The organism is Amycolatopsis arida (genome assembly GCF_900115565.1).
In the GTDB taxonomy this organism is placed as follows: domain Bacteria; phylum Actinomycetota; class Actinomycetes; order Mycobacteriales; family Pseudonocardiaceae; genus Yuhushiella; species Yuhushiella arida.
Genome location: NZ_FOWW01000005.1, coordinates 17,020 through 38,569, shown reverse-complemented (window position 1 = coordinate 38,569; position 21,550 = coordinate 17,020). Strand labels below are relative to the sequence as shown.

The following is a 21,550-nucleotide window of genomic DNA, read 5'->3' as shown; positions in this document are numbered from 1 at the left end:
GTCGGCGTCATCACGATGCCGGAGACGGCGGTCAGCCCGCTGCGGGCGATCGTGAAGCGGATAATCGGCGCGCTGCTCGCGCTGACCGCCACGGTGCTCATCGTCTACGTGGACCGGGACAGCTATACCGACTCCGCGGGTGATGGCCTGTCGTTGCTCGACTGCTTTTACTACGCGACGGTGTCGCTGTCGACCACCGGTTACGGCGACATCTCGCCGGTCACCCAGTCCGCCCGGCTGATCAACGTCCTGGTGATCACCCCGCTGCGGGTGCTGTTCCTGATCGTGCTGGTCGGGACGACACTGGAGGTGCTCACCGAGCGCTCCCGGCAGGCGTTCCGGATCCAGAAGTGGAGGTCGAAGGTGCGCGACCACGTCGTGGTCATCGGGTTCGGCACGAAGGGCCGGGCCGCGGTGAAGACGCTGCTCGGCGACGACGGGGTCGAGCCCAACCGGATCGTCGTGGTGGACCCCGACCAGACCGCGTTGGACTCGGCCGGTGCGCTCGGCCTGGTCACCGTCCACGGCTCGGCCACCCGGTCGGACGTGCTCAGGGTCGCCGGGGTGCAGCGGGCGCGGGCGGTGGTCGTGGCGCCGAACCGGGACGACTCCGCGGTGCTGATCACCCTGACCGCGCGGGAGCTGGCCCCGAAGGCGCACATCGTGGTCTCGGTGCGCGAGGCGGAGAACGTCCACCTGCTCAAGCAGTCCGGCGCCAACCAGGTGGTGATCTCCAGCGAGACCGCCGGGCGGCTGCTCGGCATCGCCACCTCCACCCCGCGGATCGTCGACATGGTCGAGGACCTGCTCACCCCCGAGTCGGGCCTGGCGATCGCCGAGCGGCAGGTCGAGCCGGGCGAGGCGGGCGGCTCGCCGCGGCACCTGTCGGACATCGTGCTCGGCCTGGTCCGGGACGGGGTGCTGTATCGGGTGGACGCCCCCGAGGCGGACGCGATCGAACCCGGTGACCGGTTGCTCTACATCCGCAAGGTCACCCCGGCGGCGGAGTCGAGGCCCTGACCGCCGCGGCCGGCTAGCTCACGTTCCCTCCTCGCTGGCGCTCGTCGGGGCGTTCGCCTGGCTGCTGTGTTGATCGGTTCGCTCCGCAAGCTCCGCTCACGTTCCCTCCTCGGTGACGCTCGTCGGGGCGTTCGCCTGGCTGCTGTGTTGATCGGTTCGCTCCGCAAGCTCCGCTCACTTGCTTTGATCGGTGGATCTGGAACCATGGCGCGCGTGCGTCGGCGATCGGCTGCGGCGGGGCGAACGCCGCTGGACTGGAGGGTGTCCGCCGTCGCCGCCGTGGCCGGGATGCTCGCGGTGGTCGTAACCTGGTGGATGGGGCCGGGGCTGTTCGGGTCGCCGGTGGAGCGGGCGGAGGAGGTCGTGCCCGCGACGGTGACCAAGCCGGCGTCGTGCAGCGAGCCCCACCCCGAGGAGATGGTGCACTTCGAGCACGGGGGTGAGGAGCGCAACGGCACCCTCAGCGGATGCGGGCACCGGCAGGACGAGCAGGTGCGGATCGCCGTGCCGGTCGACGCGGGGGAGGGCATCGTCGAGGTTCGGCTGGCCGCCACCACCCCCGGCTTCAACGACCCGCGACGCCCCGTCGGTCTCGCCCTCCTGGCAGTGAGCTGCCTCGCCGGCGCCGTCTACGCCTACCTGGTGGTCCGCGGCCCCCGCCGCCGCCCCGCCCTCATCTGACGCCCCGCGAGGCACCCCCGACCGCAAGGCGGCTTCGGATCGGGGTGGGGAGGGGAATGGATGATGGCCCGCGTCTGACGAACCGGAACTCGCGCTCGAGCGTAGATCTCGCGTTCCCGAACGTAGATCTCGCGGGCGCCGTGGCGGGGCGGTCAGGAGACGGCGGAGCTGGGGGCGGCGAAGGTGTTGCAGGCGACGATCCGGTTGTCCTTCGCGCCGGCGCGCCACCATGCCGCGTAGTTGGCGTTGCTGCCGTGGTCCCGGGTGCCGGACGTGTCGTCGCCGCGGGTCTCCTGGTCGTGCCAGGCCCTGTTGTACATGTCGCGGGTGATGCTGCCGCCGCGGTCGACGTGCGCGCCGAGGAACATGCCGGAGAAGCACTGCGCCTGCAGCTCCTTGCGCCGCGCCATCTCCAGCCCTTCCTGGCTGTTCTGCCCCGCCTCGTAGATCCGCTCCCACGCGGCGTCCATCAGCCCGCTGACCTCCTGCACGTGGTGCCCGTACTCGTGGGCGAACAGCGCGAGGTACACCCCCGGGTTGTCGCCGTACTGGTCGGTCTGCAGCCCGGCGAACGGCACGTACAGGTTGTTCTCGCAGTAGTAGGCCGCGGTCGCGATCCCGACCTGGATGGTGCCGCACTCGGTGGTGAAGCTCGGCCCGCTCGGGAAGTGCAGTGCCGGCGACACGAACGGCAGGTCGTAGCGCTCCAGCAGCGGTCGCCACGCCGCGTCGAGGCAGTCGCTGGCCGCGGTGAAGAACGCCTGGGCCGACCGCGGGTCGCTGCGCCACGTTGGCAGGTGGCAGGTGTGGTTGGGCAGCCCGGCGCGCGGGTCCCGCAGCAGCGGGTGGTCGGCGAGCGCGAACACCTTCCGCGGTCCGGTGGGGGTGACCGGCGACGACATCCGGGGCCGGCCCGTGGTGCTCGTGCTCCCCGTGCTGGTCGTGGCCGTGGTGGAGCTGCTCGGGCTCGGCTCGGGGAGCCCGGTGGCGGCCGGGTAGTCGGGGTAGCCCGCGTCGGCCGCCTGGTCGCCGCCGCCGACCACCAGCGACACGACCACCACGGCGCTCACCACGAGCACCGCGACCACGGCCAGCGCCGCCGCGACGACCGGGCCCGTCCGGCGCGGTGCCGGCGGCGCCGGGGCCGGCACCGCCGGTGGTCCGCCCGCGTACCCGCCACCGCCGCGCGGCGGCCACGAGCTGGGCGCGCCGGGAGGCGATCCCTGCGGCGGTTGCGTCATCTGTGCGTGTCCCCGGTCGGTCGGCTGGCCGCGTGCGTCCCCCAACGACTGTCGAGCCACACGGGTGCGGCTCAGGGCAGCATAACGAGCGAGCTCGCACCAATGGGTGAAGATCGGGCATCACGGCTTGGTCGACGCCCTGCGTTTCGTACTGGCACCGGCGTGGTAGCTCTGCCACGCTGGGGCCGCTCCACTTTTGGGGGACCCACCGACACAGCCGACGACCAGGGGATAGGACGTTGCGATGACCGAATCGGGCGGATGGTCCGCACCGGATCCGCGGGACCGCGGCCAGCGGGGTGACGACCAGCACGGCGATCAACCGGGTGATCAGCGGGGTGGCCACCCCGGCGCCCAGCCGCCCTCGCCGGGCGCCGAGCAGCCGCCCGGCGACCAGTACGGCGTGCCGTCCGCGCCGCCGCCCCCGCAGCCGGGCTGGGGCTCGCCCACGGGCTACGGCAAGCCCGGAGTCATCCCGCTCCGCCCGCTGAGCCTGGGCGAGATCCTCGACGGATCGATCTCCACCATCCGCCGCCACCCGGGGGTGATCCTCGGGTTCTCCGTCGCCGTGCTGGCGGTCACGCAGCTGCTCAACGCCCTCGTGCTGACGGTGTTCATGGACGACTTCAACGCCGCGGCGACCCAGGACCCCGCCACCCTCACCCAGGACCAGGCGTGGGACGCGATCGGCGGCATGTTCAGCGCGGCCGGGATCACCGTCGTCGTGTCGGTCCTCGCCAGCACGTTCCTCAGCGGTTTCCTGATCACCGTGGTCGGCAAGGCGGTGCTCGGCCGGCCGGTCCGGTTCGGCGAGGTGTGGGCCGAGTTCCGGCCGATGCTGCTGCCGCTGCTCGGGCTGACGATCGTCTACACGGTCATCGTCACGGTCGGCCTGCTGCTGTGCCTCCTCCCCGGCGTGTGGCTGTACGTGCTGTTCTCGCTGGCCACCCCGGCGCTGGTGCTCGAGCGCGGCCGGATCTTCCAGGCCATGGGCCGGTCCCGGCTGCTGGTGCAGGGCTCGTGGTGGCGGATCTTCGGCATCCTGCTGCTCGCCCTGGTGATCTCCACGGTGATCGCCATGATCATCTCGCTGCCGTTCGAGTTCGCCGGCAGCGGCGCCAACATGCTCAGCCCCTCCGGCCCCGTCTACACCACCGCCGGCATCTGGCTCTCGGCGCTCGGCGGGCTGGTCGCCGGGGCGATCACCCAGCCGTTCGTCGCCGGGGTGACCGCGTTGGTCTACGTCGACCAGCGGATGCGCAAGGAAGGCATGGACATCGAGCTGGCCCGCGCGGCGGGCGCGGCGTAACCGGTGCGGCCGGGGTGGCCGGCCGACGTCCCGGTGGACATCGGCCGTGACGAGGCCAGGGAGGCGGCCCGCGCCGAGTTGGCCGACCCCGCCTACGAGGCCGCCCGCCCCTCGCTGCTCGGCCGCGCGTTGCGCTGGGTCTTCGAGCGGGTCTCCGACCTGCTCGACGGCGCGGCCGGCCTGGTGCCCGGCGGACCGTTCGGGCTGGTCGTGCTGCTGGCCGTGCTCGTCGTACTGGTGGTGGTGATCCGGCTGCGGACCGGCCGGATCGGCCGGGCCCGGCGTGCCGACCGCGTGGTGTTCGCCGACCCGCGCCGGTCGGCCGCCGAGTACCGCGCGGAGGCCGAACGGGCGCTGGCCGAGGGCCGGCTCGACGACGCGCTGCGCGCCCGGTTCCGCGGGCTGGTCCGCGGCCTCGAGGAGCGCGGCGTGCTGGACGAGCGGTCCGGCCGCACCGCCGACGAGGCCGCGCTCGACGCCGGCCTGCGGTTGCCGGACCACGCGGCGGAGCTGCGAGCCGCGGCCGTGCGGTTCGACGAGGTGCACTACGGTGGCCGGCCCGCCACCCGCGAGGTGTGCCAGCGGCTCGCGGAGCTGGACGAGGCGATCCTGGCCGCGCGGCCGGTGGTGCCGGCATGACGGTCTCGACGACCAGCGCCAGCCCGGACGCGCGGGAGGTGTGGCGTCGCGCGCGGGTGCCGCTGGGGATCGCGCTGGCCCTCGTCGCCCTCGCGGTGCTGTCGACCCTGCTGACCGGCGGCGAGGGTGGCGAGCTCGACCCCCGCTCGGTGAAGGAGGGGGGCAGCCGCGCGGTGGCTCGGCTGCTCGACGGCGAGGGTGTGGAGGTGGAGCCGGCCGGCTCGGCCACCGAGGCCACCGAGGCTCTCGGGGCGCTCGGTGGTGCCGCCACGCTGCTGGTGACCCACCCCGACCGGGTGTTGCCGGAGGAGCTAGCCCGGCTGACCGGGCGGGCCGGTGACGTGGTGCTGCTGCGACCCGGTCCGGACGCGCTCGCCGCGGTGGCCGAGCGCGTACGGTTCGCCGGGCCCACCGAAGATCGGCACCGCGCGCCGGGTTGCGAGCTGCCCGCGGCGCGGGCCGCGGGGCCGCTGACCCTGGGTGGGCTCGCCTACGGCACTGGGGACTCCGGCACTGGGGACTCGGCGGTGGTGACCGTGTGTTACGGCGGCGTGCTCGCCAGGGCCGCAACGGTGACCGTGCTCGGCGACGTGGCCCCGCTGACCAACGCCGCGCTGGCCGACGAGGGCAACGCCGCGCTCGCCATGCGGCTGCTCGGTCAGCACCCTCGGCTGGTGTGGTACCAGCCCGCGCCGGGCGACGCGGCACTGCGCGGTGGCGGCGAGTCGATCTACGATCTCGTTCCGCGCGGCTGGTACTTCGGGCTGGGCCAGGTGGCCGTGGCGGTGCTGCTGCTGGCACTGTGGCGGGCGCGCCGGCTCGGCCCGGTGGTGGTCGAGCCGCTGCCCGTGGTGGTGCGCGGGGCGGAGACCGTCGAGGGCAGGGCGCGGCTGTACCGCAGGGCGGGTGCCGCCGAGCACGCGGCCACCGCCCTGCGCGACGCCGCGCGCCAGCGGATGCTGCCGGCGCTGGGCCTCACCGCCGAGGCCGCGGCCGAGCCGGCGGTCGTCGTCGCCGCGGTGGCCGCCCGGACCGGCCGGAGCGAGGCCGAGGTGGGCGCGCTGCTGTACGGAGGGCTTACCGGCGGGGAGGCCCAGCTGGTCGAGCGGGCCGACGCGCTGGACGCCCTGGAGAGAGAGGTTCTGCAGTGACCGAGATCGACGTCGCGACCGGGCGGGTGGACGCCGACGCCGCGCGGCAGGCGCTGGTGGCGTTGCGGGCCGAGGTCGGCAAGGCCGTGGTCGGCAACGACCCGGTGGTGACCGGCCTGATCATCGCCCTGCTCTGCCGGGGCCACGTGCTCCTGGAGGGCGTGCCCGGGGTGGCCAAGACGCTGCTGGTGCGCACGGTGGCCACCGCGCTGGACACCTCGACGGCACGGCTGCAGTTCACCCCGGACCTCATGCCCGGCGACGTGACCGGCTCGCTGGTCTACGACCCGCACACCGCGGAGTTCTCCTTCCGCGAGGGGCCGGTGTTCACCAACCTGCTGCTCGCGGACGAGATCAACCGGACCCCGCCGAAGACGCAGTCCGCGCTGCTGGAGGCGATGGAGGAGCGGCAGGTGTCGGTGGAGGGCCGGCCGCGGCCGCTGCCCGACCCGTTCATCGTGATCGCCACCCAGAACCCGGTGGAGTACGAGGGCACCTACCCGCTGCCGGAGGCCCAGCTCGACCGGTTCCTGCTCAAGCTCACCATGCCGGCGCCGGCCAGGGAGGACGAGATCGGGATCCTGCGCCGGCACGTCGAGGGCTTCGACCCACGGGACCTCGGTGCCGCCGGGGTGCGCGCGGTGGCCGGGGCAGAGCACCTGGCCGCGGGCAGGGCCGCGGTGCGGGCGGTGACGGTGGCGCCCGAGGTGCTCGGCTACATCGTGGACGTCTGCCGCGCCACCCGCACGGCACCGTCGGTGCGGCTGGGCGTCTCGCCGCGCGGGGCCACCGCGCTGCTCGCCGCCGCGCGAGCGTGGGCCTGGCTGTCCGGCCGCGGGTACGTGACACCCGACGACGTGAAGGCGCTGGCCCGGCCGGCGCTGCGGCACCGGATCGAGTTGCGCCCCGAGGCGGAGCTGGAGGGTGCGACCGCCGACGGCCTGCTGGAGCGCGTGCTGGCCACGGTCCCCGTGCCGAGGTGACTCCCGTGTCGCCGGTCTTCCCGCCGCTGACGTTGGTCCCGCGCCCTGACCGCACGGCTCGGGTGATGGCATGGCGCTGACCGCTCGGGCCGGGCTGCTCGCGCTGTTGGGTGCGGTCGTCGTCGGGCTGCTGCTCCCGTCGTGGACCGGGGTGCTGCTGGCCACCGGGGTGGTGCTGGTCGGCGTGGTGGTGGACCTGCTGTTCGCGGTGAGCGTCCGGGGGCTGGTGCTGTCCCGGTCCGGCGCGGAGTCGGTGCGGCTGGGCGAGCGGGTCGAGGTGGTGCTCACCGTGCGCAACCCCGGGCCGCGGCCGCTACGGGGGATGCTGCGGGACGCGTGGCCGCCGAGCGCCGGCGTCGAGCAGGACCGGCATCCGATTACCGTGCCGGCCGGGGAGGCGCGCACGGTGGTGACGGCGTTGCGGCCCACCCGGCGGGGCGACCGGCGGGCGCACCTGGTGACGGTGCGCGCGGTCGGGCCGCTGGGGCTGGCCGCGCGGCAGGGCTCTCACTCGGCGCCGTGGACGGTGCGGGCGTTGCCGCCGTTCACCAGCCGTCGGCACCTGCCCGGCCGGCTGGCCCGGTTGCGCGAGCTGGACGGCCGGCGGGCGGCGCTGGTGCGGGGGCAGGGCACGGAGTTCGACTCGCTGCGCGAGTACGTGATCGGCGACGACGTGCGGTCGATCGACTGGCGGGCGACGGCGCGGGCGCGGGACGTCATGGTGCGCACGTGGCGGCCGGAGCGGGACCGGCACGTGGTGGTCGTGCTCGACACGGGGCGCACGGCGGCGGGGCGGGTCGGCGACGGCACCCGGCTGGACGCGGCGATGGACACCGCGTTGCTGCTCGCCGCCCTGGCGTCGCGCGCGGGGGACCGGGTGGACCTGCTGGCCTACGACCGGCGGGTGCGGGCCAGCGTGCAGGGGATCGGCGCGGCGGAGCTGCTGCCCGCGCTGGTGAACGCGATGGCGCCGGTGGAGCCGGAGCTGGTGGAGTCCGACGCGCGGGGGATGGTGGCGGAGGTGCTGCGGCGCACCCGGCGGCGGTCGCTGGTGGTGCTGTTGACCGGGCTCGACCCGGCGCCGGTGGAGCAGGGGCTGCTGCCGGTGCTGCCGGCGCTGACCGCCCGGCACCGGCTGCTGGTGGCCGCCGTGGCCGACCCGAGGGTGGCGTCGCTGGCCCATGCCCGCGGCGACGCGGAGGCGGTGTACTCCGCGGCCGCCGCGGAGCGCACCCTCGCCGAGCGGCGGCACGTGACCGCCCTGCTCACCCGGCACGGCGCCGAGGTGGTCGACGCCGTGCCCGACGCCCTGCCGCCCGCCCTCGCCGACCGCTACCTGGACCTGAAAGCCGCCGGCCGCCTGTGACCGCAAGCGGACCGACGACATGGTCGGGCGCGGGTTGTCCGGGACGGGGACTCGATGAGGTCGCGGCTGCGGGCAGCTCTTCTCGTCGTGTTGGTCGTGTTGCTCGCCGGATGCGGGTCGGGCGGCGGCGGAGCCTCACTGAACTATGACCCCGAGTTCGCCCAGCGGTTGCGCGACCTCAGGGTGCGCGGGGAGACCACGCCGCTCAAGGAGATCGTGCCCGGGCAGTGGGACACCGTGCGGATCTTCATCGGCCTCCATACCGAGGAATGGGTCGAGCGGGAACTCGGTCAACAGGTGCTGGAGCGAGTTTGGTGGGCAGCCGGTCGATCGGCCCGCTACCCCGCAAAAATCAGTTCCCTCAGCAGGGCAGACGCTTCCGTGCATCTATAGTTGTTTGGCTCCAAACGCGGGCGCGTTGGTGCGAGTTGTATTTCCCGGCGCTTTCTACTGCCCTGCCCTCGTACCAGCCACCCCGGCGGGCTTGTAGCCATATCGTTTTGCTTGGCGTTCAATCTCCTCGGCGTCAGATGTCGGATAATTCCAGCCCCACTCTGGAATATACCCAGCTGTGTCGGTCCAGGACGTGCGGATTTTCCTGAGGCTATTTGAGAACAACGTAAGAAAACTACCAAGTGCAACACGCGCAGTGAATACCGCCCGCCTGCGCATGGGGCTCCAGGCTTCCTGATAAGTATTAGACTCATTCGACGCCGCAGCCTCGTGGATGGCGATGTTCACATAACCCGCGGGATCTAGGCAAAGGTCAATATAGTAGCCGCCGCTGATCTCGCGTGCCCAGCGACAAGACACACATTGCCACCCCTTCGACAATTCGGCTACAATATGGACAAGTTCGGAAAATGAGTCTTGTAGCGTGTGCGACGAAATCTCGATACTAGTTTCGTCCTCGGAGAGACGGAGCGTGCACCATCCTCGGGAGAAGTCTACGCTGAGGTCAAATTTGGTCATATAGTAATGTTAACACAGCATGTCAAATGCAAGTCGTTGAGAGAGGCTTTTGAATGAAGTCGGTGGCCAATTGTGCGAAGCTGCTGGGGGATTACTTATCCGACAAGGAGATGAGAGATATCCCCGTCTGCGCCATTTCTAGCAGATTACTAATCCTCTGATGCTGCCACCTTCGTTGGTCGTGTTTCCCCAAAGCTCTATTTCGTCGAACTGTCCTGATTGAAACGGCTCAAAAGTTTGACAACTGGTGTCGGGGGCTAGTCTGATGTCTACTCGTACGGTTAGACGAACGCGGCACTGGTTGGCCACGTGGGCGATAGTCGAGAATGCGTCAGTTTTTGTCACCGTGATGCAGGGCGGAGCAGGGTCAGCCAAAGCTTCCTCGGCGTCCTTCTCGGTAGCTGATGCAAGACCGCCACCAAGTAACGTTAACGATGCCATGGCCCCGCCGATCATGGTAACAAGTGCGCCGAATCTATGGTTCCAAATTCGCATGCAAAACCCGTTCTGATGTCAAACTGTCGACGAGGTTCATCCGTTCGCGCAGGCCCACCAGTTGTTCCCATTTGGAGGGTCGCTGGTGAACATGGTTACCACTTGACCGTCAGAGTTTCTCCAGACTAACGTCGCGGTACCGCCGTCTGACCTGTTGTATCTGATCGCGGTGTTTCCAGGGGCTGCAGGGACTCCATAGTATGGCCGGGCAAAGATGTGATTGAAGCAACCGTTCACGTTCACATCATCCGCGCCGTTCTCATCGATCGGGTGACCAGCGTCGATGTGGATAATCCCATAGGCTGGCGATCCACAACTCAGCGTTACGGCCTGGTCGGGATTTCCCGCTGGTGTCAGGGAGGCGACGACATCACTTGGACGCGCCCAGCTAAAGCAGTCGCTTGCACCTACCAGTGGGACTTTACTGATATCTTGACTGGCGCTCGAAGGAGTGGCCAAAAACCAAGAAAGTAATGCGCTGCTTGCCGCCACTGTGGCAATCGACCTACGTATCATATTGCCCCCTAATTGATGTTTAGGTTCGAATGTTATGTCGATTTTCCCTGAGGGGAATGATGGTGTTCACCTATGATCGTGTATATAATAAGAAAAAATTCCCTAGTTTCCAAGGTAGCAAGCTGACCTTTGACTGTCACGGCGATTGGCGGGTCTTCACTCGGATGGCCGAGTTATCGCGATAATCCAGTGGTCAGGTTTCGTCACACTTGGCGACTGTGGCTCGCGCTTAATTGTGGATCTTGCTTAGTTCGCTGACCTGCTGGGCGTGTGCAGTCCTCGGCGCGGTCGGCTGAGGAGCCCCTGTCCAGCGCGACCGCGATCGTAGATTCGCGACGACCTTGCCCGGGTCTTGGAATGTCCGCAGCCACCCCCGGCGCGGCGATGGCAGTGCTGGTGCGAGGTGAGGGCGGCCGGATCGTGCTGGACGACCCGCTGCCGCCGCCGAGGTAGCCCGCGCGTCCGGCGCCGCGCTCACCCCGCCATCGGCAGCGCGTCGCCGGCCTCCTCGGACGAGAGGTCGCCGGTCTCGCCGGCGCGGGCGGCCCGGCGACCGAGCACGAAGACGTACGCGAGGAACAGCGCCTCCGCCACCACGCCGATGCCGATGCGCGCCCACGTCGGCAGTCCGGACGGCGTCACGAACGCCTCGATCACCCCCGACACGAGCAACACCCCGGTCAGCCCCAGCGCCATCGCCACCACGGACCGCCCCTCCTGGGCCACCGCCACCGCCCTCGGCCGCCGTCCCGGGTCGATCACCGTCCAGCCCAGCCGCAGCCCCGCGCCGGCCGCCACGAACACCGCGGTCAGCTCCAGCAACCCGTGCGGCGTGATCAACCCGAAGAACACGTCGAGCCGGCCGGCGCCGGCCATCAACCCGGCCGACACGCCGAGGTTGAGCACGTTGAGCCACAGGATGTACAGCACCGGCAGTCCCAGCAGCACCCCGAGCACCAGGCAGCCCGCCGCCACCCACGCGTTGTTCGTCCACACCTGCGCCGCGAACGAGGCGGCCGGCTCGCTGGAGTAGTACGACTCGAACTGCCCACCGGGCGCGGTGAGCTGCTCGATCTCCTCCGGCGCGGCGATCGAGGAGCGCACCACGGGATCGCGCACCACCCACGCCGCCAGCAGCCCGCTCACCAGCGTGAACGCCGCCGCCACCGACAGCCACCACCACCGCGCCCGGTACACCGCCGCGGGGAACCCCCTGGCCAGGAACTCCCCGACCGACCGCCACGCCGGGCTGTGCGTACCGGTCACCGCCGAGCGGGCCCGCGTGACCAGCTCGGACAGCCGCGCCAGTAGCGCCGGGTCCGGTGCCACCGACCGCACGATCGACAGGTGCGTGGCCACCCGCTGGTACAGCACCACCAGCTCGTCGGCCTCGGCCCCGCGCAACCGCCCGGCCCGCCGCACCAGCTCGTCGAGCCGGTCCCACTCGGCGCGGTGCGCGGCCACGAACACGTCCACGTCCATCCGCCACCACCCGCTCGTCCGTCGTGCGTCCAGCCCGGGCCCGCCGTCCGGCGAACCCCTACGGCGAACCCTAGCCTCGGCCAATACATTGGGCCGGTGCAGGCAGACCGGGCAGACCCCGACCTCATCACCGGCGACGCGGTGGTCCTCGACCTCCGCGCCGCCAAGCTGGCCAGCCGCGGCCTCGCGTTCGGCCTCGACGTCCTCGTCCAGGCCGCGGCGCTGCTCATCCTCCTGCTCGCGCTGTCCAGCCTGGCCGACCTCGACGAGGCACTGCTCTCCGCCGTCATGCTGACCAGCGTGGTGTTGGTCCTGGTCGGCTACCCGGTGGTCTTCGAGACACTCAGTCGCGGCCGCTCGCTCGGCAAGCTCGCCATGGGCCTGCGGGTGGTCCGCGACGACGGCGGCCCCATCCGCTTCCGGCACGCCCTCACCCGCGGCCTCGCCGGCGTGTTCGTCGACTTCTGGCTGCTCGGCCTGTTCGGCGCGGTCGCGCTGGTGGTCTCCCTGGTCTCCCCGAAGGGCAAGCGGGTCGGCGACTACCTCGCCGGCACGCTCGTGGTCCGCGAGCGCGCCCCCCGGTCGACCGCGCCGGAGCTCACCATGCCGCCGCCGCTGGCGCACTGGGCCGCCCGGCTCGACCTGACCAACCTGCCCGACCACCTCGCCCTCGGCGCCCGCCAGTACATCGCCCGCTACCCCGAGCTGCGCCCCGCCGCCCGCGAGCAGCTCGGCCGCGACCTCGCCGAGCAGGTCGCCGGGCACATCGGCGCGCCGCTCCCGCCGTCCGTGCCGCCGTGGGCCTACCTCGCCGCGGTGCTCGCCGAGCGCCGCGCCCGCGAGCACGCCCGGCTCGCCGGCCACCACCCGGCATCCCCCGCGGCGCCCGTGCCGCCGCCCGGCTCGCCGACCGAACCGCCCACGCCCCCCACCGGCCAGCGGGTCGAGCCACCCACACCCCCGACCGGGCAGCGGCGGCCGGACGGCGAGCCCCCGGCCGACCGCCCGTTCGCGCCGCCGAGCTGACCTCCGGTGCGGGTCCTCGTCCTCGCCCTGCTCCTGGCCACGCCGGCGCCGGCGCAGGGCGACCCGCCACCACCGACGCTGCCGCGCAGCGTCGAGGTCGCGATGAAGGTCGAGCGCGACGGCACGCTGTCGGTGGTCGAGGTGGTCTCGGTGCCGGCAGGGCGGCCGATGGTCCGGGCGATCCCGCTGCGCGTCCCGGCCGGCGCGGCCCACGAGCGCCGCGTCACGATCCGCGACGTCGTGCTCGAGGGCGCCGGCCACGCCGAGCTCACCGGCACCCACCTCACCGCGCGGCTGACCCGGCCCTCGACCCTGCGCTACACCGTCGAGGGGGCGGTGACCGGGGACGGCCGCGTCCACTGGCAGCCGGCCGGCGGCTGGGACACCGACCTGGAGCTGGTCCGCGGCTCGATCGCCGCGCCGCGGGTCTCCACCGGTGTCGCCTGCACGGTCGCTGGCACCATGCCGTGTCACGCCGCGCGGATCGACCACACCGGCCTCACCCGGTTCAGTCACCGCGACCTCGCCGCCGGCCAGCGGATGGAGCTGACCGTGGCGCTTCCGGCCGGCACCGTGCCGCCCACCGCGCGGTTGGTGCCGGCCCGCACGCTGGCCGGCGCGTTCCTGCTCACCCCGACCGCGGCCTGGGGCTGGGCCGGACTCGCCGCGCTGCTGCTCGGCCTCGCCGGCTGGCTGTGCCTCCCCGTCGCGCGCCGGACCGACCCCGAGCGGCTGCGCCGCGCCGGCCTGCGGGTGATGGCCTACGGCGTGTTCCTCACCGTGCTGCTCGCCCTCACCACCGGACACGCCCAGCTCGGCCTGGCGCTGCTCACGGCCGGCGCCGCACTGGTCGCCGCCGAGCGCGTCGCCGCCCGCCGCCCGCCCGCACCTTCCCCGTAGGGTGGAGAGCATGGCCGTTCCCGAGCTACATCGACTCGTCCTCGACAACGGGCTGCGGGTGGTGCTCGCCCCCGACCGCACCGCGCCGGTGGTCGGGGTCAGCGTGCACTACGACGTCGGCTTCCGCTCCGAGCCGGAGGGGCGCACCGGCTTCGCGCACCTGTTCGAGCATCTGATGTTCCAGGGGAGCGAGAGTCTGGAGAAGCTCGCCCACTTCCGCTACGTGCAGGGCAGCGGCGGCACGTTCAACGGCTCGACCCACCCGGACTACACCGACTACTTCGAGGTGCTGCCCTCGGCCGCGCTGGAACGGGCGCTGTTCCTCGAGGCCGACCGGATGCGCGCGCCGAAGCTGACCCCCGAGAACCTGGCCAACCAGATCGACGTGGTCAAGGAAGAGATCCGGCTGAACGTCCTCAACCGACCCTACGGCGGCTTCCCGTGGATCCTGCTGCCGCCGGTGCTGTACAAGACGTTCCCCAACGCGCACAACGGCTACGGCGACTTCACCGACCTCGAGCAGGCGACGCTGGACGACTGCGCCGCCTTCTTCGACACCTACTACGCCCCGGCCAACGCGGTGCTCACCGTCGCCGGCGACATCGAGGTCGACTCCGCCCGCGGGCTGATCGAGAAGCACTTCGGCGACGTGCCGGCGCGGCCCCGGCCGGAGCGGCCGTCGTTCGCCGAGCCGCGGCCCACCGAGGAGCTGCGCGACGTCCACCTCGACGCGCACGCGCCGCTGCCGGCGCTGGCCGTCGGCTACCGGATGCCCGACCCGGTCCACGAGCTCGACGGCTACCTGGCCCACCTCGTGCTGGCCGGGCTGCTCAGCGACGGCGACGGCTCCCGGCTGCAGCAGCGCCTGGTGCACCGGGAGTCCCTGGTCACCGACATCAACGCCGGCGCGGGACTGTTCGGGCCGTTCGAGGCCCGCGACCCGGACACCTTCTCCGTCACCGCCGTGCACCCGCCCGACGTGCCACCCGACCGGGTGCTCGGCGCGCTGGACGAGGAGCTGGAGGCGGTCGCCACGACCCCGCCGGACCCGCGGGAGCTGGCGAAGGTGACCGCGCGGTGGAGCGCGAACCTGCACGCCGAGCACGACCGGATGGTGTCCCGCACACTCGCGCTCGGCGCGTTCGAGCTGCTCTACGACGACCCGGTGCTGGTGTACGACCTGGCCGACCGGATCGCCGGAGTCACCGCGGAGGACGTCGCCGCCGCGGCCAAGAACCTGCGCCCCGACTCGCGGGCGGTGCTGGAAGTCCGGCCCAACGGGGAGGCGAAGTGAGTCATCGCAGCGCGGCGGAGATCGGTCGCACCGTCACCGGGCCGCGGGAGGTGCCCCCGCTCGGCGAGCAGCGCCCGGCCACGGACCTCGCGCACGTGGACACCGTGCTGGGCAACGGCCTGCGCGTGCTGGCCGTGCGCAAGCCCGGCGTGCCGCTGGTGGACCTGCGGCTGTCGATCCCGTTCGCCGGCACCGACCCGATGCACCCGGCCACCGCCGAGGTGCTCGCCGAGACCCTGCTCACCGGCACCGCCCGGCGGGACCGGATCGCCATCGACACCGAGTTGGCGCTGATCGGCGGCGAGCTGAGCACCGTGGTCGACCCCGAGCGGCTCGCGATCAGCGGCAGCGCGCTCGCCAGCGGCCTGCCCACCCTGCTCGACGTGCTCGCCGACGTGCTCACCGCGGCGGCGCACCGGGACAACGAGGTGCGCCGGGAGGCCGAGCGCATCGTCGAGCGGCTGGCCGTGGCCCGCACCCAGCCGCGGGTGATCGCCCGTGAGGCGCTGCAGCGGCGGCGCTACGGCGACCACCCGTACACCCGCGAGGTGCCGCAGGCCGAGGACGTGGCGAGGGTCGAGCCGGACGCCGTGCGCGCGCTGCACGCCGCCGCGGTGCTGCCCCGCAACTCGGTGCTGGTGCTGGTCGGCGACGTCGACCCGGACACCGTGGTCGGCGACCTCGAGAAGGCGTTGCGCGACTGGGCCTCCGACCGCGCGGCGTCGGTGCTGCCGCCGCTGCCGGAGGTCACCGGCGACGACGTGCTGCTGGTGCCCAGGGCAGGGGCGGTGCAGTCGCAGATCCGGTTGTCCGCGCAGTCGCTGCCGCGCACCGACCCGCGGTACCCGGCGCTGCAGCTGACCAACCTGGTGTTCGGCGGCTACTTCTCCTCCCGGCTGGTGGAGAACATCCGCGAGGACAAGGGCTACACCTACAGCGCGCACTCCGGTTTCGAGTTCACCGGCACCAGCGCGACGGTGCAGGTCGACGCGGACACCGCGAACGAGGTGACCGCACCGGCGCTGCTGGAGATCCGCTACGAGCTGGCCCGGCTGGGTCTGGTGCCGCCCACCGCGGAGGAGGTGGAGTCGGTGCGCCAGTACGCGATTGGCTCGCTGCTCATCGCCACCTCCTCGCAGGCCGGGCTGGTCAGCCAGCTCTCCGCGCTGGCGATGGTGGGGCTCGGCGTCGAGTGGCTGGTCGGCCACCCGCTGCGGCTGGCCGACGTCACCGCCGAGCAGGTCGCCGAGGCCGCGCTGGAGTTCTACACGCCGCCGCGGTTCACCGGCGTGGTGGTCGGCGACGCCGCGTCGCTGGCCCCGAAGCTGGCCGCGCTGGGTGACGTGGCCGTCGCCGAATGAGCCGGCCGTTCGAGCTGAACTCCCCGCCAGCGCTGTCCCGGTCCAGCGCCGACCGGGCGGAGACGCTGCGGGCGGACCCCGAACGGCTGCGCGCCCGGTGGCCGGACGCCCGCGTGGTGCTGATGGACCACCGGGGCCGCGTGCCGGCACACGTGCCCGAGCACGGCCCGGCGACACTGGCCACCCGCAAGGCGCTGGCGTTCGGCGACGAGCCGCCGGCCGAGGCGGTGTTCCTCGGCGAGTGGCGGGACTCCGACCACTGGGCGCTGCCCGGCGAGCCCGACCCCGCCGCCCCGACGGCGCGGATCGGCGGTGGTTGGGGGCTGGAATACGAGGTGCCGGCCGAGGGTGGGGAGCTGTGGCTGGATCTGCGCGGCCACGGTGACCGGTTCGACGACGTCTCCGCCGGCCTGCTCAGCACGGCGTTGGCGCTGGGCAACTGGCACCGCGGGGCGGGATTCTGCGCCCGGTGCGGCGCCGCGGCCCGGCGGGTGCAGTTCGGCTGGGCCACCCGTTGCGAGTCGTGCGGGCGCGAGGAGTACCCGCGCACCGATCCCGCGGTGATCTGCCTGGTGCACGACGACGTCGGGGTCAACGGTGAGCAGGTGCTGCTGGCCCGCCAACCGATCTGGCCACCGGGCCGGTACTCCGTGCTCGCCGGGTTCGTCGAGGCCGGCGAGTCGCTGGAGGGCTGCGTCGTGCGGGAGATCCGCGAGGAGGTGGGTGTCGAGGTCGGTGGCGTGCGCTACCTCGGCAGCCAGCCGTGGCCGTTCCCGCGGTCGATCATGCTGGGCTTCGCCGCCAGCGCCGACGCGGCGGCGCCGCTGCGGCCCGCCGATGGCGAGATCGAGGACGCCCGCTGGGTGCCGCGCGAGGTGGTGCGGGCCGCGTTCGAGCGGGGCACCGCCGGCGCGGAGGGCTTCGTGCTCCCCAGGAACGCCTCCATCGCCTGGATCATGCTCCGCTCCTGGGCCGACGCCGAGCCCTGACGCCGCCACGGACGTCCGGTTCGGTACGGTCGGCTCCGGAACTGGGCGGGCGGCCGCCGCGGGGTGGCCGGTAGAGCGGGGAGCCACAGGGGTGAGCACGGCGCGAGCCATCGGACTGCTGCTGGGAGTGGTCGCCGACGGCGCGCTCGGCGATCCCAAGCACGGCCGGCCCTCCGCCGGCTTCGCCCGCGCCGCACGGGCACTCGAACGGCGGCTGCCCGGGGACTCCCCGGTGTCCGGCGCGCTCTACGCCGGCGGGCTGGTCGGCGCGGCGCTGCTCGCCGGGGTGGTGGCCGAGCTGGCCGGCCGCCGGCACCCGATGCTGCAGGCCGCCGGCACCGCGGCCACCACGTGGGCGGTGCTCGGCGGGGCCGGGCTTGCCGTCGACGGCACCGACCTCGCCCGCCGGCTGGAGACCGGCGACCTGCCCGCCGCCCGGCGCGTCCTGTCCACACTGGACCCGCGGCGGACCGAGGGGTTGGACCTGGTCGCGCTGGACCGGGCGGCGGTGGAGACGGTCGCGGAGAACACCAACGACCTCGTGGTGGCGCCGCTGGTGTGGGGCGCGCTGGCCGGGGCGCCCGGCCTGCTCGGCGCCAGAGCAGCCGGGCTGCTGGCGAAGCGGCTGGGCACCAGGGCACCCCGGCGGACCCGGTTCGGCCTGGCCACCGCGCGAGTGGACGAGCTGGTCGGCCTGCTGCCGACCCGCGCGGCGGCGGCGCTGACCGTGGTCGCGGCACCCGTCGTCGGCGGCTCCGCGGCCGGGGCGTGGCGGGCGTGGCGGCGGGACACCTCGGCCCATCCGAGCCCGAACGCCGGCCGGGTGGAGGCGGCCTTCGCCGGTGCGCTGGAGGTGCGGCTCGGCGGGCGGACCGTGTACCCGCACGGGGTGGCCGAGCTGCCGGTGCTGGGGGACGGGCGCAACCCGGACAGCGGGCACGTCACCCGCGCCGTCGAGCTGTCCAGGGTGGTCGGGTGGCTGGCCGGGGTCAGCTCCGCGGTGCTGGCGGTGCTGTCCGGGCTGCGGCGCCGGCGTGGTCGTCGCCGGCGGCGCTGACCCCGGACCCGCCGTCCTCGTCCTCGTCCTCGTCCTCGTTCTCGGCGAGCAGCTGGGCGACGGACTTGCGCCGCTCCGGCCGCTCGCCGGCCAGCGCGCCGCCGGGGCGCAGCTCCCGGACCGTGAAGTACAGCCAGCCGAGCAGCGCCATGACGCCGAACGCGATCCACTGCAGCGCGTAGGACAGGAACGGGCCCGCGTCGAGCTGCGGCAGCGGAAGTGCGCCGAGCACGCCGGGCTGATCGGCCTCGAGCTGCACGTAGCCGGGGCGGAGGTCCAGCCCGCTGGCCCTGGCCACCACCCGCGAGTCGACGCTGTAGCTGTGCGGCCGGCCGCCGGTGGACTCGTCGGCAAAGGCGTCGCGGGCCTTCGGGTCGGTCTCGTCCATCCGCACCCTGCCCACCACCCGCACCTCGCCCGCCGGCGGGGCGGGGTAGGGCGGCACGTCGAGCCGGTCGTCGGGGCGGACGTAGCCGCGGTCGACCAGCACCACCGCGCCGGTGCCGGTGCGCAGTGGCGTGAGCACCTCGAACGCGGGCTCGCCCTGGACCGTGCGCAGCCGGGCGACCACCTCGTGCTCGGGCAGGTAGTGGCCGGTGAGCGTGACCCGCTGCCACTGGGTGTGCTCGTCCGGCGCGCGACCCTCGGGCAGAACCTCGGCCAGCGGGCGCGGCGGTGCGGTGAACGACTCCTGCAGCGCGGCGTTGCGGGCGCTGCGCTCGGCGTGCCGGTCGAACTGCCACGGCGCGAGCAGGGTGAAGCACAGGGTGGCGAAGCCGAACACCACCAGCGTCAGCGCCAGCCAGCTCGGCCGGAGCAGGAATCTCAACCGCACCCCTCCACGGTAGGTCGCCCGGTTCACTCGAGCCGCGGCGCGTCCCCGTCGGCCGTCGACGACAAAGCCATCCGATTGCGTGAAGTGGATTATTGCTCACGATCCGTGGGCATCTCCTCACGGTCGAAGTATCGACACGAGAATCGGCACAAGGAGAGGACATGAGGAAAATTCGGTTACTGTTGGCCGCTGGGATGGCCAGTGCTCTCGCGCTGACCACCGCCCCCGCCGCACAGGCATCGCCCCAGACGGCGCTCGCGTCCGCCTCGGCCCTGTCCGAGGTTCGTGCCCAGCACGGGACGCGTCAGCTATCGGCACAGGATCTGGCTTTCCTGAGAGCCTCGCACCAGGGGAACCTCGCCGAGATCTGGGCGGGGTCGACGGCGCAGGTCAAGGGACAGTGTGCTGACGTACGGCACCTCGGAGCCATGCTGGTCCGCGACCACCTGCGGCTGGACGCCAACGGGTTCGCCGTCGCCGTGCCGCACGGCGTGCTGCTGCCCATGGCCCCGACCGCTCAGCAGCGCGGCGAACTCAAGGAGGTGGCCGCGAAGTCCGGGCGCGAGTTCGACCTCGCGTGGCTGCGGATGCAGGTCGAGGCCCACATCGCGACACTGGAGCTCGGCCAGCGGCAACTCGAGCTCGGTCACTCGCCCGAGGTGAAACGGCTGGCTCGCGAAGCCGCCCCGGTCATCCAGCACCACCTGGACAGGGCTCGTGCCGCGCTGATCACCTGTTGAGCACGACCGGGTGAGCCTGACTCGTCCGCGACGAAGACCGACCGTCGCAGTCCGGCCGGCCGCCCCGGTCAGCCCAGCCGCAGGGCGTCCCGGGCGGCGGCCAGCGACTGCTGCCCGTAGCCGCCGCCGAACAGCGCGGCGTGCACCAGCAGGATGTGCAGCTGGTGCAGGCCGACCCGGTCGGGCCAGCCGTCGGCCAGCGGCGCGCCGGCGTCGGCGGCGGCCTCGGCGTAGGCGCCGAGCACGCGGTCGAGGTGGGGCAGCCCGAACACCCGCAGCATGGCCAGGTCGCTCTCCCGGTGGCCGCCGTGCGCGGCGGGGTCGATCAGCCACACCAGGCCGTCGTCGGCCCAGTGGACGTTGCCGCTCCAGGTGTCGCCGTGCAGCCGGGCCGGCGGCTCGGCCGGGCCGGCCAGCTCCGGCAGCCGGGCGCACAGCCGGTCGAACACGGCCACCTGGTCGGCGGTGAAGACGCCCTGGTCGGCCGCCATCCGCACGTACGGCTCGACCCGGTCCCGGGCGTAGAACGTGGGCCAGTCGGCGCGGTGCTCGTTGCGCATCGGGGCGAGGCCCATCCACGCGTCGGTGGGCCCGCCCGGCGGCGGCGCGCCGAACGCGGGCGCGCCGCGCAGGTGCAGCGCCGCGAGTCCACGGCCGAACCGCTCGGCGGCGGCCGGGCTCGCCGGGCCGCCCGGCACGTGCCGCATCACCAGCCAGTCCTCGTCGTCGCCGAACACCTCCGGCACCGGCACGTCGCCGGGCTCGGCCAGCCAGCGCAGCCCGGCGGCCTCGGCCCTGGCCGCGCCGGGCCCGGCGCCGCGCTTGGTGACCACCCGCTCGCCGCCGTCGAGGTCGACCAGGAACGCGGTGCCGCCGAGCGGCCGGGCGCTGGCGGTGGTCCGTCCCGTGTGCCGCTCGGCCGCGGCGCGGGCGGTGGCGCTCGTCGCCCCGGTCATGACGTCTCGCGAAGGGTCTCGGTCTCGTCGTTCTCGCGGAGGTGCTCGCGGACCCAGTCGAGCAGCGTCGGCATCGCCCGCTCGATCATGCCGAGCACCACGTCGAACCCGTCGGCGCCGCCGTAGTACGGGTCGGGCACCTCGGCCCCGCGCGGGGCGGTCGGGTCGAAGTCGCGCAGCAGGCGCACCTTGCCGGGGTCGTCCACCAGCGCGCGCAGCGCCTCGACGTGCCCGCGGTCGGCGGCGAGCAGCAGGTCGGCGGCGAGATGGTCGTCGTCGACCTGGGCGGCCACGTGCTCGACGGCGTAGCCGTGCCGGGTGAGCGTCTGGGTCGCCCGCTGGTCGGCCGGCTCGCCGACGTGCCACGGCCCGGTGCCGGCGCTGCTGATCCGCACCCGGTCGGCCAGCCCCGCGCGGCGCAGGTGCTCGGTGAAGATCAGCGCCGCCATGGGGGAGCGGCAGATGTTGCCCGAGCAGACGAAGCAGACGTGCAGGGGAGCCTCGCCGGCGGATCCGGAGATGTCGTTCGCCATGCCG

21 protein-coding genes are annotated in these 21,550 nt (G+C 73.0%); 15 read left to right on the top strand and 6 right to left on the bottom strand.

All coding sequences use genetic code 11. The features are described 5' to 3' along the window. Positions 1 to 15: 15 nt before the first annotated feature. Together BM051_RS15820 and BM051_RS15815 are read left to right on the top strand one after the other, a co-directional pair. A complete protein-coding gene (locus BM051_RS15820; protein ID WP_243859593.1) occupies positions 16 to 1,020 on the top strand; it encodes a potassium channel family protein in 1,005 nt (334 codons plus the stop codon). 261 nt (positions 1,021 to 1,281) lie between these two features. Next, complete coding sequence (locus BM051_RS15815) at positions 1,282 to 1,701, top strand: hypothetical protein (protein WP_243859562.1); 420 nt, start codon at positions 1,282 to 1,284, stop codon at positions 1,699 to 1,701. Positions 1,702 to 1,853: 152 nt separating this feature from the next. Here the strand turns inward: BM051_RS15815 and BM051_RS15810 are convergent, their stop codons facing one another. After that, positions 1,854 to 2,942: a neutral zinc metallopeptidase gene (locus BM051_RS15810; protein WP_092530943.1), complete on the bottom strand. Its 1,089-nt coding sequence runs from the start codon at positions 2,940 to 2,942 to the stop codon at positions 1,854 to 1,856. Between the two features lie 244 nt (positions 2,943 to 3,186). Here BM051_RS15810 and BM051_RS15805 point away from each other — a divergent pair, with 244 nt between their 5' ends. The 6 genes from BM051_RS15805 to BM051_RS15780 all read left to right on the top strand — a co-directional run bounded on the left by BM051_RS15805 (position 3,187) and on the right by BM051_RS15780 (position 8,783). Next, positions 3,187 to 4,251: a YciC family protein gene (locus BM051_RS15805; protein WP_092530942.1), complete on the top strand. Its 1,065-nt coding sequence runs from the start codon at positions 3,187 to 3,189 to the stop codon at positions 4,249 to 4,251. A 3-nt stretch (positions 4,252 to 4,254) separates the two neighbouring features. After that, complete coding sequence (locus BM051_RS15800; RefSeq protein WP_092530941.1) at positions 4,255 to 4,890, top strand: DUF4129 domain-containing protein; 636 nt, start codon at positions 4,255 to 4,257, stop codon at positions 4,888 to 4,890. Further along, complete coding sequence (locus BM051_RS15795) at positions 4,887 to 6,041, top strand: DUF4350 domain-containing protein (RefSeq protein WP_092530940.1); 1,155 nt, start codon at positions 4,887 to 4,889, stop codon at positions 6,039 to 6,041. Before BM051_RS15800 ends, BM051_RS15795 begins: the two co-directional genes overlap by 4 nt. Before the next feature lie 26 nt (positions 6,042 to 6,067). Then, positions 6,068 to 7,024, top strand: coding sequence for an AAA family ATPase (locus tag BM051_RS15790; protein ID WP_092531231.1), 957 nt, complete (start codon positions 6,068 to 6,070; stop codon positions 7,022 to 7,024). A gap of 70 nt (positions 7,025 to 7,094) precedes the next feature. After that, positions 7,095 to 8,390, top strand: a complete 1,296-nt coding sequence (locus tag BM051_RS15785) for a DUF58 domain-containing protein (RefSeq protein ID WP_092530939.1) — start codon at positions 7,095 to 7,097, stop codon at positions 8,388 to 8,390. 54 nt (positions 8,391 to 8,444) lie between these two features. Continuing rightward, positions 8,445 to 8,783, top strand: coding sequence for a hypothetical protein (locus tag BM051_RS15780; RefSeq protein WP_092530938.1), 339 nt, complete (start codon positions 8,445 to 8,447; stop codon positions 8,781 to 8,783). Positions 8,784 to 8,837: 54 nt separating this feature from the next. On the opposite strand, the gene BM051_RS28500 is transcribed toward BM051_RS15780, so the two are convergent. Then, positions 8,838 to 9,362 (bottom strand): hypothetical protein, encoded by a 525-nt coding sequence (locus tag BM051_RS28500; RefSeq protein ID WP_134046179.1) that lies wholly within the window; start codon positions 9,360 to 9,362, stop codon positions 8,838 to 8,840. Between the two features lie 1,485 nt (positions 9,363 to 10,847). Further along, entirely contained in the window at positions 10,848 to 11,855 is a 1,008-nt protein-coding gene (locus BM051_RS15775; protein ID WP_092530937.1) for a stage II sporulation protein M, read from the bottom strand. A gap of 96 nt (positions 11,856 to 11,951) precedes the next feature. Between BM051_RS15775 and BM051_RS15770 the strand changes: the two genes are divergently transcribed. The 6 genes from BM051_RS15770 (at position 11,952) to BM051_RS15745 (ending at position 18,482) form a co-directional block, all read left to right on the top strand. After that, on the top strand, positions 11,952 to 12,881 hold the full coding sequence (locus tag BM051_RS15770) for an RDD family protein (protein WP_092530936.1): 930 nt from the start codon (positions 11,952 to 11,954) through the stop codon (positions 12,879 to 12,881). Between the two features lie 6 nt (positions 12,882 to 12,887). Further along, entirely contained in the window at positions 12,888 to 13,781 is an 894-nt protein-coding gene (locus tag BM051_RS15765) for a DUF2207 domain-containing protein (RefSeq protein WP_092530935.1), read from the top strand. Positions 13,782 to 13,791: 10 nt separating this feature from the next. Then, positions 13,792 to 15,075, top strand: coding sequence for a M16 family metallopeptidase (locus tag BM051_RS15760; RefSeq protein WP_092530934.1), 1,284 nt, complete (start codon positions 13,792 to 13,794; stop codon positions 15,073 to 15,075). Then, complete coding sequence (locus BM051_RS15755) at positions 15,072 to 16,436, top strand: M16 family metallopeptidase (protein ID WP_092530933.1); 1,365 nt, start codon at positions 15,072 to 15,074, stop codon at positions 16,434 to 16,436. Before BM051_RS15760 ends, BM051_RS15755 begins: the two co-directional genes overlap by 4 nt. Then, the gene (gene nudC / locus BM051_RS15750; RefSeq protein WP_092530932.1) at positions 16,433 to 17,425 is read left to right on the top strand and encodes an NAD(+) diphosphatase; all 993 of its coding nucleotides are present in this window, start codon (positions 16,433 to 16,435) and stop codon (positions 17,423 to 17,425) included. Before BM051_RS15755 ends, nudC begins: the two co-directional genes overlap by 4 nt. Before the next feature lie 91 nt (positions 17,426 to 17,516). Further along, entirely contained in the window at positions 17,517 to 18,482 is a 966-nt protein-coding gene (locus BM051_RS15745; protein WP_092530931.1) for a cobalamin biosynthesis protein CobD/CbiB, read from the top strand. Here the strand turns inward: BM051_RS15745 and BM051_RS15740 are convergent. Next, positions 18,415 to 19,317, bottom strand: coding sequence for an SURF1 family cytochrome oxidase biogenesis protein (locus BM051_RS15740; RefSeq protein WP_092530930.1), 903 nt, complete (start codon positions 19,315 to 19,317; stop codon positions 18,415 to 18,417). The genes BM051_RS15745 and BM051_RS15740 overlap by 68 nt on opposite strands. 161 nt (positions 19,318 to 19,478) lie before the next feature. On the opposite strand from BM051_RS15740, the gene BM051_RS15735 reads away from it, so the two are divergent. Beyond that, complete coding sequence (locus BM051_RS15735) at positions 19,479 to 20,057, top strand: DUF4142 domain-containing protein (RefSeq protein WP_092530929.1); 579 nt, start codon at positions 19,479 to 19,481, stop codon at positions 20,055 to 20,057. 68 nt (positions 20,058 to 20,125) lie between these two features. Here the strand turns inward: BM051_RS15735 and BM051_RS15730 are convergent, their stop codons facing one another. Together BM051_RS15730 and BM051_RS15725 are read right to left on the bottom strand one after the other, a co-directional pair. Continuing rightward, complete coding sequence (locus BM051_RS15730) at positions 20,126 to 21,013, bottom strand: fructosamine kinase family protein (protein ID WP_092530928.1); 888 nt, start codon at positions 21,011 to 21,013, stop codon at positions 20,126 to 20,128. Next, positions 21,010 to 21,546, bottom strand: coding sequence for a low molecular weight protein-tyrosine-phosphatase (locus tag BM051_RS15725; RefSeq protein WP_092531230.1), 537 nt, complete (start codon positions 21,544 to 21,546; stop codon positions 21,010 to 21,012). Before BM051_RS15725 ends, BM051_RS15730 begins: the two co-directional genes overlap by 4 nt. Between the last annotated feature and the right edge of the window lie 4 nt (positions 21,547 to 21,550).

What these genes read in the sequence shown, in the direction of transcription:
- BM051_RS15785 (WP_092530939.1), top strand. Translation starts at nt 7,095, where the DNA reads ATGGCGCTGACCGCTCGGGCCGGGCTGCTCGCGCTGTTGGGTGCGGTC.
- BM051_RS15820 (WP_243859593.1), top strand. Translation starts at nt 16, where the DNA reads ATGCCGGAGACGGCGGTCAGCCCGCTGCGGGCGATCGTGAAGCGGATA.
- BM051_RS15795 (WP_092530940.1), top strand. Translation starts at nt 4,887, where the DNA reads ATGACGGTCTCGACGACCAGCGCCAGCCCGGACGCGCGGGAGGTGTGG.
- BM051_RS15780 (WP_092530938.1), top strand. Translation starts at nt 8,445, where the DNA reads ATGAGGTCGCGGCTGCGGGCAGCTCTTCTCGTCGTGTTGGTCGTGTTG.
- BM051_RS15730 (WP_092530928.1), bottom strand. Translation starts at nt 21,013, where the DNA reads ATGACCGGGGCGACGAGCGCCACCGCCCGCGCCGCGGCCGAGCGGCAC.
- BM051_RS15735 (WP_092530929.1), top strand. Translation starts at nt 19,479, where the DNA reads ATGAGGAAAATTCGGTTACTGTTGGCCGCTGGGATGGCCAGTGCTCTC.
- BM051_RS15775 (WP_092530937.1), bottom strand. Translation starts at nt 11,855, where the DNA reads ATGGACGTGGACGTGTTCGTGGCCGCGCACCGCGCCGAGTGGGACCGG.
- BM051_RS15760 (WP_092530934.1), top strand. Translation starts at nt 13,792, where the DNA reads ATGGCCGTTCCCGAGCTACATCGACTCGTCCTCGACAACGGGCTGCGG.
- nudC (WP_092530932.1), top strand. Translation starts at nt 16,433, where the DNA reads ATGAGCCGGCCGTTCGAGCTGAACTCCCCGCCAGCGCTGTCCCGGTCC.
- BM051_RS15805 (WP_092530942.1), top strand. Translation starts at nt 3,187, where the DNA reads ATGACCGAATCGGGCGGATGGTCCGCACCGGATCCGCGGGACCGCGGC.
- BM051_RS15810 (WP_092530943.1), bottom strand. Translation starts at nt 2,942, where the DNA reads ATGACGCAACCGCCGCAGGGATCGCCTCCCGGCGCGCCCAGCTCGTGG.
- BM051_RS15725 (WP_092531230.1), bottom strand. Translation starts at nt 21,546, where the DNA reads ATGGCGAACGACATCTCCGGATCCGCCGGCGAGGCTCCCCTGCACGTC.
- BM051_RS28500 (WP_134046179.1), bottom strand. Translation starts at nt 9,362, where the DNA reads ATGACCAAATTTGACCTCAGCGTAGACTTCTCCCGAGGATGGTGCACG.